At 46.2% G+C, this 14,851-nt stretch carries 11 protein-coding genes; 8 read left to right on the forward strand and 3 right to left on the reverse strand.

Annotated elements, in window-relative coordinates; all coding sequences use genetic code 11:
* The first annotated feature begins 14 nt into the window (after positions 1–14).
* From KOE27_RS14105 to KOE27_RS14115, 3 genes are all read left to right on the forward strand, one after another.
* A complete protein-coding gene (locus KOE27_RS14105; RefSeq protein WP_215239502.1) occupies positions 15–1,343 on the forward strand; it encodes a TolC family protein in 1,329 nt (442 codons plus the stop codon).
* A gap of 224 nt (positions 1,344–1,567) precedes the next feature.
* The gene (locus KOE27_RS14110; protein ID WP_215239503.1) at positions 1,568–3,973 is read left to right on the forward strand and encodes an outer membrane beta-barrel family protein; all 2,406 of its coding nucleotides are present in this window, start codon (positions 1,568–1,570) and stop codon (positions 3,971–3,973) included.
* A gap of 53 nt (positions 3,974–4,026) precedes the next feature.
* Positions 4,027–4,866: a CvfB family protein gene (locus KOE27_RS14115; RefSeq protein WP_215239504.1), complete on the forward strand. Its 840-nt coding sequence runs from the start codon at positions 4,027–4,029 to the stop codon at positions 4,864–4,866.
* Between the two features lie 79 nt (positions 4,867–4,945).
* On the opposite strand, the gene KOE27_RS14120 is transcribed toward KOE27_RS14115, so the two are convergent.
* Both KOE27_RS14120 and KOE27_RS14125 read right to left on the reverse strand, forming a co-directional pair.
* Positions 4,946–6,271, reverse strand: a complete 1,326-nt coding sequence (locus KOE27_RS14120) for an amidohydrolase family protein (protein ID WP_215239505.1) — start codon at positions 6,269–6,271, stop codon at positions 4,946–4,948.
* 38 nt (positions 6,272–6,309) lie between these two features.
* Positions 6,310–9,336 (reverse strand): amidohydrolase family protein, encoded by a 3,027-nt coding sequence (locus KOE27_RS14125; protein ID WP_215239506.1) that lies wholly within the window; start codon positions 9,334–9,336, stop codon positions 6,310–6,312.
* Between the two features lie 170 nt (positions 9,337–9,506).
* Here KOE27_RS14125 and KOE27_RS14130 point away from each other — a divergent pair, with 170 nt between their 5' ends.
* The 5 genes from KOE27_RS14130 (at position 9,507) to KOE27_RS14150 (ending at position 12,954) form a co-directional block, all read left to right on the forward strand.
* Positions 9,507–9,794: a hypothetical protein gene (locus KOE27_RS14130; RefSeq protein ID WP_215239507.1), complete on the forward strand. Its 288-nt coding sequence runs from the start codon at positions 9,507–9,509 to the stop codon at positions 9,792–9,794.
* Positions 9,795–9,937: 143 nt separating this feature from the next.
* Entirely contained in the window at positions 9,938–10,582 is a 645-nt protein-coding gene (locus tag KOE27_RS14135; protein WP_215239508.1) for a SatD family protein, read from the forward strand.
* On the forward strand, positions 10,579–11,163 hold the full coding sequence (locus KOE27_RS14140) for a DUF3307 domain-containing protein (RefSeq protein WP_215239509.1): 585 nt from the start codon (positions 10,579–10,581) through the stop codon (positions 11,161–11,163). Before KOE27_RS14135 ends, KOE27_RS14140 begins: the two co-directional genes overlap by 4 nt.
* A gap of 71 nt (positions 11,164–11,234) precedes the next feature.
* A complete protein-coding gene (locus KOE27_RS14145; protein ID WP_215239510.1) occupies positions 11,235–11,591 on the forward strand; it encodes a hypothetical protein in 357 nt (118 codons plus the stop codon).
* Positions 11,592–11,730: 139 nt separating this feature from the next.
* Positions 11,731–12,954 (forward strand): IS110 family RNA-guided transposase, encoded by a 1,224-nt coding sequence (locus KOE27_RS14150; RefSeq protein ID WP_215239511.1) that lies wholly within the window; start codon positions 11,731–11,733, stop codon positions 12,952–12,954.
* Positions 12,955–13,172: 218 nt separating this feature from the next.
* On the opposite strand, the gene KOE27_RS14155 is transcribed toward KOE27_RS14150, so the two are convergent.
* Positions 13,173–14,768: a peptide chain release factor 3 gene (locus KOE27_RS14155; protein WP_215239512.1), complete on the reverse strand. Its 1,596-nt coding sequence runs from the start codon at positions 14,766–14,768 to the stop codon at positions 13,173–13,175.
* Between the last annotated feature and the right edge of the window lie 83 nt (positions 14,769–14,851).

The following is a 14,851-nucleotide window of genomic DNA, read 5'->3' on the forward strand; positions in this document are numbered from 1 at the left end:
ACTATTGGTTTCACATGAACCCGTTTAAGAACTTTAAGTACAACATAAGAATTTGTTTTATCATCTTTCTTCCGTCCGGGGTGATCGCTCAGAATAGTACTGATACGCTCCGGATTACGCTGGACGAGGCCATCTCCATTACCCTGAAAAACAGTTACGAAATTCAGATTGCCAAAAATAATGTGGAAGCCAATACCCTGCTGAATAATTACGGAGTAGCAGGGGGGTTGCCGGTTGTTTCGGCAGCATTGGCCAATACCGAACAAATTACCAAAGTAAAGCAAAAGCTAACCGACGGGACGGAGATCAACCGAAATAATGCGGCCGGTAACAATACACAGGCTAATGTTACGGCCGGTATTTTGCTTTACAACGGCGGCCGGGTGGTAGCAACAAAGAAAAGATTATCCGAACTGCAGACCCAAAGCGCACAATACTTAAACTCACAGATTCAAAATACCATATCACTGGTAATGACCAGCTATTATGATGTGGTTCGCCAGCAGAGTTATCTGAACACCGTGAAGACGTCCATTGAAGCCTCCCGGAAAAGGCTGGAAATATTAGAAGTAAGAAAAGTGGCCGGAATGGCTAATAATGCCGATATTTTCCAGGCACAGATTGATCTCAATACCCTGAATCAGACTTATCTGGATCAGCAGATGGTAGCCAATGTTGCCAAAACCGAACTATTGAAAATACTGACACTGGATCCTAAATCTCAGATTGCCATCCGGGATACCATCGTGGTAGATAACAATCTGGCCATCGGGCCGATCCTCGAAAGAGTTAGCCAGAATCCCGATGTACTGGCAGCCGAAACGCAGGTACGGATCAATGAGCTTATTGTGAAAGAGACAGCCGCACTGCGTTATCCCACGCTGAGGTTTAACATGGCTTACAATTATTCGCGGAACCAGACGGCAGCTGGTTTTACACTGCTCAACCAAACATCGGGCCCCAATGCGGGACTTACACTGGCCGTCCCGCTCTACAACGGCTCTGCCTTCAAGCGCCAGAAACAGGTTGCTGAAATCAACACCGCCAACGCCCGGCTTCAGAAAGATGTGATCGTCAGGGATTACAATTCAGGAATCGTTAAAATGCATCAGACCTACCTAAGTTCGCTGGAACAACTGGAAGTACAGAAAGAAAATTACCGGCTCAGCAAGCAGCTCCTGGACCTGACCCTGCAGCGTTTTCAGTTAATACAAGCCACCATTATAGATGTACGGGAAGCACAGCGTAGTTTTGAAGATTCTGGATATCGGCTGGTGAATCTTAATTATGCCGCCAAAGCCGCAGAAATTGAATTAAAGCGGCTGAGTTATTCGCTTCAGTAATGACCTGCTATTGATAAAATACCCCGGGACCTGCACCCGGGGTATTTTTTTGATGGGTACCCTAAAACGAAAAACCTCGGATAGCTCTGTCCTTCTGGCATATCTTTTTACAGAAAATTTATGCACACTTTTAAACTTTGTTAACCCGGCGTTGTCACAGACCCGTATTGCCAGCCACACAACCCGTTCAATTGTTATAAAACCCCTAACTGATCAAAGCTGTTATGAAAGAATTGCTGGTGATATTATGCCTGCTGACACTCCATGCCCACCGTTCTCTGGCCCAAGAAGAGCCTTTGGCAAAATACCCTGTAACCGGCACCTTAACCGAGGCCGGAAACAACAAACCCCTGCTCTTTGCCAATGTGGCTTTGTTTTCAGCAGATTCCGTTTTGGTGGCCGGCGTTACTTCTGACGAAAACGGAAAATTTTCCATACCCACCCCCGTCGGCTCCTATTACCTGAAAATCACGTATGTTGCTATGGCCGACAAGCTGGTATCCGGTATTCATGTTGTAAATCAATCTGTTAACCTGGGAATCATCGCTATCAAGCCTTCGGCAACGGTTCTGGAGGAACTTGTGGTAAGAGGCGAAAAAAGCCAGATGGAACTCGAACTCGACAAAAGGGTATTTAACGTTGGGAAAGACTTGAGTAACGTGGGCAGTAATGCGTCTGATATCCTTAACAACGTACCTTCGGTGACGGTGGATGTAGAAGGGAAAGTAGCGTTGAGAGGAAGCCAGAATGTACGGATTCTGATCGATGGGAAACAATCCGGTATGGTCGGAATGAATCCGGCAGAAGCATTAAGGCAGATCCCCGGCGACCTTATCGAAAGTATAGAAGTGATCACCAACCCGTCGTCCAGGTACGATGCCGAAGGGGAAGTAGGTATCCTGAATATAGTCATGAAGAAAAATGTCCGTTACGGGCTCAACGGCTCGTTCATGGCTACGGCGGGCTACCCGGCAAATTTCGGAGGTTCATTTAACATCAATTTCAGAAAGAAGAAAACGAACCTGATCGCCAGTTACGGGCTGATGTACCGCGAAGGGCCTGGTCGCGGCAATTCCCGCCAGGAATATAACAGCGCTGACACCAGTTTTGTCTACGAACAAACCAACCATCGCAACCGCGGCGGGCTGTCCAACAATCTCATGCTGGGCATGGATTATTTTATCAATAATTTCAATACCCTTACCACAACATTCTCCATCAGAAAATCAAAAAACAATAATAATTCCAGACTGGAATACCGTGATTTCGATTTTAACAATACCCTTACCGAAACGGTGATCCGGACCGAAAAAGAAACAGAACCCCGGACCAATTTTGAAGCAGCGCTTAATTACAAAAAGACGTTCGAAAGAAAAGGTCAGAGCCTGTCGGTGGACGCCAAGTATATCCTGAGCGATGAAACCGAATCATCCAAATACAACCAGTATACCTTCAACGAAGCGGATGGCCTGCGGCAAAGATCTTACAACACGGAAGACGAGAAAAATTTTCTGATACAGGCCGATTACGTGTACCCTTTCGGGAAAGAGGGCAGAATTGAAACAGGTTTAAAAAGTTCGATCCGTTTGCTGGATAATGATTTCTCGGTTCACCAGCAAAACCCTGAACTGAACTGGCAGATACTACCTCAATTTGACAACTACCTTGCGTATAACGAAAAAATACACGCAGTTTACCTGATGGCCAGCAATCAGTTTAATAAGTTTTTTATCCAGGCTGGTTTAAGAGGCGAGTACTCGGACATACTTACCGAATTAAAGAAAACACAGGAGAAAAAGCACAGGCAGTATTTCAATCTTTTCCCCAGCGTGCATTTGTCTTATAAGCTGCAGGACGATCAGACTGTACAGCTCAGTTATAGTTACAGGTTAAGCCGGCCGGGGTTCCGAGACCTTTTACCCTTTTCTAATTTTAGTGATTCTCGCGTTTTCAGAGCAGGAAATCCACTCCTTAACCCAGAATATACGCACTCCTTCGAGGCGGGGCATTTGCTCAATATGAACAAAGGAACCTTGCTTTCAAGCATCTATTACAGGCACCGGCTCGGCGTAGTGGAAAATATCACCTCGGTAGACTCCAGCGGGTTCACCCGCCTTACGCCCATTAACCTCTCCACCGGGAATTCCTATGGTTTTGAATTTACCTTTACTTATGATCCCCTACCCTGGTGGAAATGGAATGCAAATGCCAATATTTTCAGGGCAATGAATGAAGGGTTTTATAACGACAAATTATACAAAAGCGATACCTATACCTGGACAGGTCGGGTGGCATCACGTATGTCGATTGCCAAACTGATGGATTTTCAGGCTTCCGTAAACTACCGAGCACCGCGCAAAACCACACAGGGACGCGACCTGGCCACCTACGCCATTGACCTGGGATTATCGAAAGATGTTCTACAGGGCAAAGCTACCGTTACCCTGAGCGTCCGTGATCTGCTCAATACGCAGAAAAGACGCAGCGTAGTCGAGTCTGCCGGGTACTATTCCAGATCCGACTTCCTGTGGCGTTCACGTCAGTTTCTGGTCACGTTCGCCTATCGGCTCAACAGATCCAAAGAGAAGGCCAAAAGTGATTCCCGTAGCGACTTCGGTGAAGAAGAATGATATTGTAACTCCGAAACTGGTATCTTTGCTGCTCAACTAAAATTAAAGCAGGGATGCTCTTTATTGGAAAATACAATTACCTCACGATACAACGTGTCACCAGTGTCGGATTATTTTTAAGTGATGTGGAAGGCGAAGAGGTACTGTTGCCGAACCAGTATTTGACCGACGACATGAAACTGGATGATACGATAAGGGTATTTGTTTACAATGATTCGGAGGATCGCCCTGTTGCTACCACCCAAACACCTAAAATTGTCCGGAATGAGTTTGCATTCCTGGAGGTAACGGATGTATCCGAACACGGAGCTTTTCTGGACTGGGGATTATTAAAGGACCTCTTTGTTCCTTTCCGTGAACAAAGTACACCCATGCAGGTGGGAGAATGGCACGTGGTGTTTCTCTACCTCGACCAGAAATCTTCCAGGCTCATCGCTTCTACTAAAATTGATCGCTTCCTTGAAAATGACCGCCTGACGGTGAAAGAAGGAGATGAAGTGGATGCGCTGATCTGGCAAAAAACGGATCTTGGATACAACGCCATCATCAACCAATACCATAAGGGACTGATTTATAACAATGAGGTATTTAAAGACCTCAAGATCGGGGATACGGTAAAGGGGTATGTCAAGAAAATAAGAGAAGAAAACAAACTGGATATCAGCCTCCAGAAGCAGGGTTACGTTGCCGTTGAACCCAATGCCCGGAAAATCCTTGACCTCCTGAAAAAGGAAGGCGGATTTCTGAACCTGTCGGACAATAGCTCACCTGATGAAATTTATGCGCGCCTTGAAATGAGTAAAAAGCTATTTAAAAAAGCCATCGGCGGGTTGTATAAACAGGGACAGATCATGATTTCTGATAAGGGGATTCGTCTGGTTAACGAAGACTGATACGGTTTAAGATCTCCACAAAAAAGCGGACTGTTTCTTCCTTGAAGACCAACAGCCCGCTTTTTATCATTCAGAACTATTATTTTGCCTGGTATTTTTCCTTATATTTCTGATACAGGCGTTTTTGTTTGTCATCCAGGTTTACCTTACCTCCTTTGATGTAAATCATTTTAACGTTGTTTCCTCGCATATCCAGGATATCTCCTTCGGATACTATAAGCGAAGCATGTTTTCCCTTTTCCAATGTTCCAACGAGGCGGTCGGCTCCGAGGATTTCGGCAGCATTTTTGGTTACGAATTGCAGTGCCTCTTCTGGTGTTACCTCGCTGAATCCAGATGAAGTTCCGGCCATAAAAGCAAGATTTCGGGTACGCCACCATTCGTCCGCATAGGCAATAGCCACCTTAACGCCGGCCTTATGTAATATCCCTGGAAGTTCGTAAGGCAGGTAAACATTCTCGTCCGGCGATCCCGGCAAACGGTGCGTTGGATTGAGAATGACCGGTATCTTATTGTCTTTCAAAAATCCTGTAACCTTAAAGGCTTCATTTCCTCCTACAATAACCACCTTTTTAATACCAAATTCTTTGGCCAGACCGATTGATTCTATGATATCCTTTGCATATCCGGCACGGATATACAAGTTGCCAGTTCCGTTTAATATTCCCTTCATGGCCTCCATCCTCACATTAACGGTTTTGGGGTTCTCTGTTTCGGCATAAGCCCTGGCATCGCGAAAAGTCTGCCTGAGCTCGTCAATCACAGCCTGCCTCTTTTCATTTCTTTTGATAGAAAATGAAAAATCCTCGGCATTAAAAGTATTGGCCAGAAACGGCGGCCAGTTGATCCAGACGCCATCATCCTTTTTGAGCACAGCATCTTCCCAATTCCATCCGTCCGTATAAAATGCGGAAGAAGTACCTGAAATGATCCCCCCTTGCGGGACGGCCTGTGAAACCACTATCCCGTTAGCCCGAAGCGTTGGAATTACCTCGGAATCGGTATCATAAGCCACCAGGGACCGAATATGCGGGTTAATTTCCCCCACTTCGCTGAAATCCAGTGTAGCCCGCACCGAAGCAACCTCCTGCAACCCGACTGTGGTATTAAGAGAAATAATGCCTGGAAAAATGTGCATGCCTTTTACCTCTATCACCTCCGTACCGGCTAGCTTTACATCAGCAGTGGCTCCCACAGCAGTAATAATCCCATTGTCAAAACTGATGGCGCCGTTGCTAATGACCTGTCCGTTACCTACATGTATAGTTGCGCCCATCAGGGTAATGGGCCTTACCTGTGCCCGGGCAGGAGCAGGGTTTTGCGCTTGTATGGAAGATGATGCCAACAAGGTCATCAGCAGGCTGCCATATATGTTTTTGGAAAATATGTAAGTTATGTTTTTCATTTTGATTAGTTTAAAACAGAGAAAATCGCTCAATACCCTCATTCACCCTCCGCATGCGCTGAGTGAACACCTACAATATCCTCGCAATGCCACATTTTAGGCTGACTTGTCTGAGGCTTTTGCGTTGGTTTCCCGTCCGCCTTTTCTCCCAGCATTTTCTGGACAATCCTCTCCTTTTCCCTGGCGATAGCTACCTGTTTGGCCTGATCAAGTTTGCGGTCAAAATAGATAGCCCCTTCCACCATCGTAAAGTCAGGACGGGCATATATGGAAAGCGGGTGTGCATTCCATAGTACCAGGTCCGCATCTTTTCCTTCTTTCACACTTCCCATCCGGTTGTCAATGTGAAGCAGTTTTGCAGGATTAAGCGTTACCATTTTCCAGGCCTCCTGTTCGGGAACACCCCCGTAGGTCACCGTTTTAGCCGCTTCCTGATTGAGCCTCCTGGCCATTTCGGCGTCGTCAGAGTTTATCGCCACGGTAATTCCCTCGTGGTACATCAAGGCCGCATTGTAGGGAATTGCTTCCTTTACTTCCATTTTATAAGCCCACCAATCCGCAAAAGTGGAACCGCCTATCCCGCGTTTGGCCATTTTATCGGCCATCTTATATCCTTCCAGAATATGGGTAAACGTGTTGACTTTAAATTTGAGAGAATCGGCCACATGCATTAGCATATTTATTTCCGACTGCACATAGGAATGGCAGGTTATATTCCTTTCGCCTGCAAGAATTTCGGAAAGAGCTTCCAGTTCCAGATCACGGCGTGGAATCCTGGCTCCATTTTTCCTGCCAGGACCGTTGTAGTTTTTCCAGCTTTGTGCATACTCTTTTGCTCTCAGGAAATGATCAAAGTATACCTGCTCAACGCCCATCCGCGTCTGCGGAAAACGGATACGGGCTAAATCACCCCAATTGGATTGTTTAACATTTTCACCTAATGCAAATTTTATTGTTTTCACGTCGGGCACCAAAAGGTCGGAAATCCCCCCACCCCATTTTAGTTTGATAAGCGCACTTTGCCCGCCGATGGCATTGGCAGAACCGTGTAGCAGATGTGAAGCGGTTACCCCACCGGCCAACTGACGGTAAATGTTAACATCGTCAGGATTGATCACATCACTCATTCTTACCTCCGCTGAGCTCGTCTGCCCGCCTTCGTTGACAGCAAACAAGGCTATATGGGAATGTTCGTCTATGATACCGCTCGTGAGGTGTTTACCGGTGCCGTCTATGGTTCGTCCGCCTGCCGGTAGCTGCAGGCCCTTTCCTACTTTTGATATTTTCCCTTTTTGAACCAGTACATCAGCATTTTGCAGGATACCTTCCCGCTCATTCGTCCACACTGTCGCGTTTTTCACCAGAATGGTTTCGGCCACTGGCAATTGTTCGTTTCCGAAACCCGTAAAGGGGTATACGATACTACCGGTTTCCCTAGACATTTTTGTGATGGTATCTTTACGGGTGGTGGCCTGGTACTGATCAGTCAGGGTGGCTGTCCAGGAAACCGCCGTGCCATCAGGTAGGATACCTTCTCCTGCCAGTCCGGCTGGAGTTGTCCAACCGGTAAGTCGGGTTGTTTCATTCGTTTTCTTATTCGCCCGATAAGTCAGCGTTATAAGATTGTTGGCCAGAATGGCTTTGGGTGTAATTTTTAGCGTATCAAGAATAATTTTGTATTCCGGTTTTTCAACATTTCCTGTCACTTCAAGTCTTCCTCCCGCCTGCCCGTTGACTGTCAGCGAATAAGTCCCGCGAATATCCGGCGCATCCAGCTGTACGTTTATAAACTTTTTCCCCTGCACCCAGTTTTCATAGATGATATTATCTGCACTGAACAGATCTGTTGAGGTGATCAGAAAATTAGCGACATAACCCGCTTTCAGGCTCCCGAGCTGATGATCGGCTTTGATGAGCCGGGCAGGTATGGTTGTCAGCGCCTCCAGTGCCTTTTCTTTGGATAAGCCGTAGTCAATGGCTACACGGAGATTCTTCCAGAAATCAGCGGTGTTCTTCAGAAGAGCTGTTGTGATGGCAAAGGGAATATCAGCTCCGGCAATTTTTGCTATATTCCCGGGAGCGAGCTCCCAGTGTTTCAGTTGCGCAACCGTCACCACATCGGCGTCCCAGGGGTCTGTTACGTCATACGCATCGGGAAAATTAACCGGTACTATCAGAGAAGCCCGGGTGGCCTTTATCTCAGCCAGCCGCTGATATTCATCTCCACCTCCGCGAATAATGTATTGAACGCCCATTTCATCTCCAATTTTATCTGCTCTTAACAAACTGAATTTATCCTGGGTCTCAAAAAATGCAGGTAAGGTCCTGATCTGGTTAAATGCTTCCAGTGAAAGATTCATTTCGCCCGTTTTATCCGTTTTGGAATACCAGTCCGCGTCGTAGTAGGTCTGACGCAGAAGAGCTGCCACGCCCATGACAGACAATGGGTATGTTTGTGTGGAAGTACCTTTACTGAATGAAAAATGTGAGGATGCTCTCCCGTTGATCAGCGCTTTATTGGCCGGTTCGTCGGTGAGTGATACCAGCGCTCCGTTACCCCGCACGATCCCATCATGGGCATGAACCAACACTGCACCAAATCCTAATTTGCGGAGGCTTTCGCCTTTTTTGGGATCGGGACTAAATAATTTACTGGCATCCGTTTCAGGTTGTATGGCCTGGTTCCAGCCAAATGCGCCCTTTTTACCAGATTCCAGCTGTGGAGCCTGCCTCCCGGTTGCCCGGTTGTCTCTCTTTACCTCGGGCAAGCCATAATCTGAATCCAGGTCAATGAGCGACGGGTATATATATTTTCCTTTGAGATCTGTTACAACGGTACCGGCGGGAATTTTCACCTGCTTCCCCACTTCCAGGATAATGCCATTTTCAATAAGCAGAGTTCCGTTACTAATGGTTGTTTTCGGGTCCGTTATGATGCTGGCATTGATGAAAGCATAACGTCCGGGCCGCTCGTCGTAAGCTCCGTTTCTGGGAAATGTTTCTTGCCCGTAGCACAGGCTGCCCAGCATTATACCAGCGACTAACGTTGATAATTGTTTGTACATGTGTTTTTGTTAATTTGACCAGATAGCAAATTACAATATAATGGAATTTGACCAAAAACTTGCCTGATACAGATTTCAAGAGTAGTATCCGGCAATTTTTACCGTGGATTTTTATATTGGAATGATTTTTCACATCTTGTCTGACTTATTCACTATGACGCAGTTCAATCATGACGCTTGATGAATTCACAGCATCGTTAGACAATTCCCGTCCTCCAAAGGATATCCCTGTTTTGCTTGAAGCACTTTGGTATGATGGAAAGGGGGACTGGGAGGCGGCGCACAACATTGCTCAAAGTAAGGAAGGTACCCGTTCTTACGACAGATTACATGCCTATTTGCACCGGGTGGAAGGAGATACCTGGAATGCCGGATACTGGTATCGCCGGGCCGGTGCCGATGTTTTCAAAGGGTCATTAAAGGAAGAATGGCTGGTACTGGTGAAGGAATTTCTCTAAAATCATATTAGGCTTTTACCTTATATTTTCAAACTATAAGGCATTTAACTTATATTGACAAATTATAAGGTTTTTACCTTATACTAATGTATTATAAGGCATTTGCCTTATATTTGACAATTATAAGGCAAAAAGCTTATATCATGAAAATTTACTCAGCCGTTATTAATGCGGACATTGTCAATTCAACGTACTTTTCCCCTGAGATTACTTCCAAATGGCTGGAAGGATTGATTACCCTATTAAAAGCAAATCAGGACCTGAAATGGGCATTGCCTCCTGAGATCTACCGTGGTGACAGCTTTCAGGGTGTTTTGGAAAATGCGGGCCAGGCTTTAAAAGCCGCTATTCTTGCACGGGCATACCTCCGTTCAAAAAAATACAATCAAACGGAAACCGATATCAGGGTAGCAATTGGAATAGGCGGAATTGAAAAGCTGACCGACCGCCCCGGTACTTCCGACGGCGAGGCGTTCCGGTTATCCGGGTATCTGGCCGATCGGATCAAACAGCAAAAAGCAAAAATTGGCATTGCACTTCCCAGCCCGTCACAGCCCCTTTCGGCAGTAATGGATGTACTGGAAACGCTGGTGGAAAACTGGACGGCCCCTCAGAGCGAGGTAATCACCGGTTTGCTGAATAATGAAACGGTAAGCCTGATAGCAGAGCGACTAAAAATAAGTCAATCTGCTGTAAGTCAACGAATCAATGCCTCAAAATGGTGGGCAGCGGACCACCTTATCCAAACTTTCCCAGACCACATTCACCTTTATACACACCAGCTATGATCGAATTTTTAGCGCTTATCACCGCACATATACTGGCTGATTTCTATTGGCAGCCGACACGCTGGGTGATGGATAAAAAGGGAAGTACCGCATGGTTCATTGCCGACCAGGTTCTTCACCTGATTTCGATCATCTTCATTTCATTAATACTGACTTCCAAAATTGAAATTGGCATAGATCAGCTCAAAGCATGGTACCAAACACCACGTAACCTGGCGATCATTTCGGGGGTTTTACTTTGTCTTTCACCAGTATCTTTTCTGGTGGGAATGCTCACAAGGCCGTGGCGGGACGAACTTGAAAGGCTAGTACCAAATGCGGACGATAACCTTGCCAACGCCGGGCGCTGGATAGGGATGTCTGAAAGGCTGCTGATTTTTGTATTTGTGCTCATCAACCAGTTTTCCGCCATCGGGTTTCTGATCGCGGCAAAATCACTTTTGAGATATAACGATAAAACAACATCCGGCGACATTCCTCCCGCTTACATCAGCAAAAAATCGGAGTACATACTCGTAGGCACGCTGATGAGTTATACCTGTTCCATCGCCATTGCGCTGATCATAAAAATGGTGAATTAAATTTTGATTAAGGATTTAAACCTTGGGACAGGTCTTTACTCTAACCCGGGAATCTTTAAACAATGAATATCATGAAGAAAGGATTGATCGCCATACTGATGGCCTTTGCAAGTATTACCGCGTTTGCGCAGCGCCAGGACTCCAACATGACCGTGGAGCAAAGAGCAGAAAACCAGACCAAAAGACTTACTGAAAGCCTGCAACTTACCGCCGATCAGCAAAAGCAGGTTTATGCGCTGAACCTGGATCGTGCCAAGAAAATGGAAGAAATGAGAAACTCGCAAACGCAGGATCGTGAGGCTATGCGCGCATCCATGCAGACATTTAATACGGAGCTTGGCAAAGTGTTAACACCTGAACAACAGGAAAAGTACAAAGCTTTGCAGGAAGAAAGAAGGAACAGAGGCGGTGGCGGCCGTGGAAATTAAGTTGAGAGTTCACAATTGTGATTTGTGATTGGCTATCTGGCTGATTGGACATATCGGCGTATAACAAAACAATTATGAATTGGGGAATTCACCCACGCGCATGAAAGTCGTTTAAATAGAGACCAACCTATCAAACGACATGGCAGTAGTAGAATTCCCCCAGCTCATAGCCCGAGGTTGTGGCCTGGACGTACACAAAGATACAGTAGTTGCTTCGATCAAAGGAACTGGAATCAAGGAAGAAACCCGGACCTTCGCCACGTTCACCAAAGATCTGGAAGAGTTGTTGCAATGGCTTGAGGACCACCAGATTACCCATATTGCTATGGAGAGTACCGGCGTTTACTGGCGGCCTGTATATTATGTTTTGGAAGGCAGCTTTGAGATTATTTTGGTTAATGCCCGTCATATCAAGAATGTTCCCGGCCATAAAACCGATAAAAAGGATTCTGAATGGATCGCTAAACTACTTTTGAGTGGTCTTCTCCGGCATAGTTTTGTCCCCGAAAGCTGGGTGCGAGAGCTAAGAACATTGCTGCGACACCGTAAAAAGCTGGTCAATGAGCGCAGCAGGGAAAAGAATCGCTTACAAAATATCTTAGAGGATGCCAACATTAAGCTCGGCAGCGTGGTCAGCGATGTGTTTTCCAAAACCGGGCAGGGGATTATAGATTTGTTATTGGCCGGTGTTACCGATCCTGTTGTGTTATCAAACCAGGCCAAAGGTTCGCTGGTGAACAAAAAGCAAGCTTTGCAGCAAGCACTTTACGGCCGCTTCTGTGAACGCCACCGTTTTATGTTGAGCTTGATTATCCAGACGATGCATGCCTTAGACGAGCTCATCAGCCAGCTTGACCAGCAGATAGAACTTTGCCTGGCCGATAAGCAGGCCGAGCTCGCATTGCTACAAACCATCCCGGGTGTGTCAAGGCAATCAGCTATTGGTATCGTATCAGAAATCGGTCTGGATATGTCCCAGTTTCTCTCTGACAAACACCTGGCTTCCTGGGCCGGGGTCTGCCCGGGAAATAACGAGAGTGCGGGTAAAGTAAGGTCAGCAAGGATAACCCACGGAAATACCTATTTGAAAACCACATTGATCGAAGCTTCCTGGGCTGCCAGCCATACCCTGAACACTTTCTTGTCATTCAAGTACCACAAACTGGCGCAGAGGCGAGGAAAGAAAAAGGCGGCAATGGCTATCGCCCATCAGATACTAACAGCTGCATACCATATCCTTCGGGATAAACTACCTTACAAGGAACCAACCCTGAAAGCTGAAATCCTGATCGAAAGAAGGAAAGCTGAAATCCAACGGTTGGAAAACCGGGTGAGAAAGTTGAAAATATTAGCGTCCCAATAGAAAGGTCGAGGCTTTTTTTGGTGGACTATACCCCGTTAACAAAACTGATAACAGACGCTAAGCACCCACAGCTGTTGCCATTGAGCACGTAGAAAAAATTTTCCTCTAAGAGGAAAATCGCTTAGATCGATCTGCGATCTTGGGATTGCTGTGGGTATTCGGGTTCAGAAGAGACTTTCAGAAAAAAAAGAGACACTTCCATGTCTCTTTTTTGCATTCTAATAAGGTACTTCCGTCTTAAATTCCGATGTGAAGTGGAAATGAATAGCGGGATTATTTTCCCTGTTCATCCGGATCATCCATTCGGATTCCGCCAGGAAAACAGGATTTTTGTCTTTATCATACGCGATCTGATTACCTTTCAGCCTGACAAACTGGTCCATTGCCGGTTTCTCATCGGCAGTAAGCCAGCAGGCACGGGAAATGTTCATGGGTACCCAACGGCATTTTGCACCATATTCATGCTCGAGGCGGTATTGAATGACGTCAAACTGAAGCTCTCCCACGGTGCCCACGATTTTCCTGTTTCCCAGGTCCAGCGTAAAAAGCTGTGCCACACCTTCGTCTGTTAGCTGCTGGATACCTTTCTCCAGCTGCTTGGATTTCATAGGGTCCAGGTTAATCAGTTCTTTGAAAATTTCGGGAGAAAAACTCGGTATCCCTGAAAAATTCATGATCTCCCCCTCTGTCAACGTATCTCCAATCTTGAAACTGCCGGTATCATATAATCCGACCACATCACCCGGAAAACCTTCATCCAGTACGCTTTTATCCGATGCCATGAAGGTGAACGGACTTGAAAACCGGATTTCCTTATTCAGGCGGACGTGTTTATAAAATTTGCCCCGTTCAAATTTTCCCGAACATATCCTTAAAAAGGCGATACGGTCGCGGTGGCGGGGGTCAAGATTGGCATGTATTTTAAAAACAAAACCGGTAAACTTCGGCTCTGTCGGATATACTTCCCGCACGTCGGTGGGGCGAGGCTGAGGAACAGGCGAAATTTCACAGAAAGTATCCAGCAACTCTTTGATACCGAAGTTATTAATGGCACTTCCGAAAAACACCGGTGCCAGTTCTCCCTTCTGATAGGCGTCCTGTGAGAATCCGTCATAAACACCTTCCACCAGTTCCACATCTTCCAGTAACTGAAGCGCGTCGCGCTCTCCCACCAGGTTTGCCAGCCCGTCGTCATCCAGGCTTATCTTGGCTACATCTCTTTCTATTTTGGTTTTATTGATCTTAAAAAAGTATAACATCTGTTCATACAAGCTGTATACTCCTTTAAATTCAACACCCATGTTAATGGGCCATGTAAGCGGACGCACCCTGATCCCAAGCTTGGTTTCAAGCTCATCCAGAAGCTCAAACGGATTACGTCCTTCCCTGTCGAGCTTATTGACAAACACAATAACCGGTGTATTACGCATCCGGCAAACTTCCATGAGCCGTTCCGTTTGCTCCTCCACACCTTTTACGCAGTCGATCACCAGAATAACACTATCCACCGCTGTAAGCGTCCGGTAGGTATCCTCGGCAAAATCCTTGTGCCCAGGTGTATCCAGGATATTGATCAGCAGATCCCGGTACTCAAAGGTCATTACAGAAGTAGCAACAGAAATCCCTCTCTGTTTCTCAATTTCCATAAAATCGGATGTTGCCGTTTTCTTGATTTTGTTGGACTTCACCGCTCCGGCAGTCTGAATCGCTCCTCCGAAAAGAAGTAATTTCTCAGTCAGGGTAGTTTTTCCTGCATCCGGGTGGCTGATGATCGCAAAGGTGCGGCGCTTTTTTATTTCCTCTAAATTACTCATACATGTTGGCTATTCATACTCCTTATGCTGCGTTCTGAGCGGTTATCTTGCAGATTAACAAAACTTGTAACGCGGGTGGTATG

This window comes from Dyadobacter sp. CECT 9275 (assembly GCF_907164905.1).
GTDB classification, from domain to species: Bacteria; Bacteroidota; Bacteroidia; order Cytophagales; family Spirosomataceae; genus Dyadobacter; species Dyadobacter helix.

Coding starts and splice junctions, on each gene's coding strand:
- KOE27_RS14155 (WP_215239512.1), bottom strand. CDS start 14,768: ATGAGTAATTTAGAGGAAATAAAAAAGCGCCGCACCTTTGCGATCATC.
- KOE27_RS14115 (WP_215239504.1), top strand. CDS start 4,027: ATGCTCTTTATTGGAAAATACAATTACCTCACGATACAACGTGTCACC.
- KOE27_RS14150 (WP_215239511.1), top strand. CDS start 11,731: ATGGCAGTAGTAGAATTCCCCCAGCTCATAGCCCGAGGTTGTGGCCTG.
- KOE27_RS14130 (WP_215239507.1), top strand. CDS start 9,507: ATGACGCTTGATGAATTCACAGCATCGTTAGACAATTCCCGTCCTCCA.
- KOE27_RS14105 (WP_215239502.1), top strand. CDS start 15: ATGAACCCGTTTAAGAACTTTAAGTACAACATAAGAATTTGTTTTATC.
- KOE27_RS14145 (WP_215239510.1), top strand. CDS start 11,235: ATGAAGAAAGGATTGATCGCCATACTGATGGCCTTTGCAAGTATTACC.
- KOE27_RS14135 (WP_215239508.1), top strand. CDS start 9,938: ATGAAAATTTACTCAGCCGTTATTAATGCGGACATTGTCAATTCAACG.
- KOE27_RS14125 (WP_215239506.1), bottom strand. CDS start 9,336: ATGTACAAACAATTATCAACGTTAGTCGCTGGTATAATGCTGGGCAGC.
- KOE27_RS14120 (WP_215239505.1), bottom strand. CDS start 6,271: ATGAAAAACATAACTTACATATTTTCCAAAAACATATATGGCAGCCTG.
- KOE27_RS14140 (WP_215239509.1), top strand. CDS start 10,579: ATGATCGAATTTTTAGCGCTTATCACCGCACATATACTGGCTGATTTC.
- KOE27_RS14110 (WP_215239503.1), top strand. CDS start 1,568: ATGAAAGAATTGCTGGTGATATTATGCCTGCTGACACTCCATGCCCAC.